This window comes from Corynebacterium sp. UMB4614 (assembly GCF_030217065.1).
GTDB lineage: Bacteria > Actinomycetota > Actinomycetes > Mycobacteriales > Mycobacteriaceae > Corynebacterium.
Genome location: NZ_JASONC010000117.1, coordinates 1 through 241, shown reverse-complemented (window position 1 = coordinate 241; position 241 = coordinate 1). Strand labels below are relative to the sequence as shown.

At 54.4% G+C, this 241-nt stretch carries 1 protein-coding gene; it reads left to right on the top strand.

The genetic code is table 11. The features are described from left to right. The coding region (locus QP413_RS10145) for a class II aldolase/adducin family protein (RefSeq protein ID WP_284781629.1) at positions 1-241 on the top strand (241 nt) is incomplete at both ends.

Here is a 241-nt window from a genome sequence, read left to right as displayed (position 1 = left end):
GAAATCGGCCAGGCGACCGCACAAGAGATGCAAAAACATTCGCTGGTGTTGTGGCCCTTCCACGGCGTCTTCGGCAGCGGACCGACGCTGGATGAAACCTTCGGTTTAATCGACACCGCAGAAAAATCAGCACAAGTATTAGTGAAGGTTTATTCGATGGGCGGCATGAAACAGACCATCAGCCGTGAAGAGTTGATAGCGCTCGGCAAGCGCTTCGGCGTTACACCACTAGCCAGTGCGC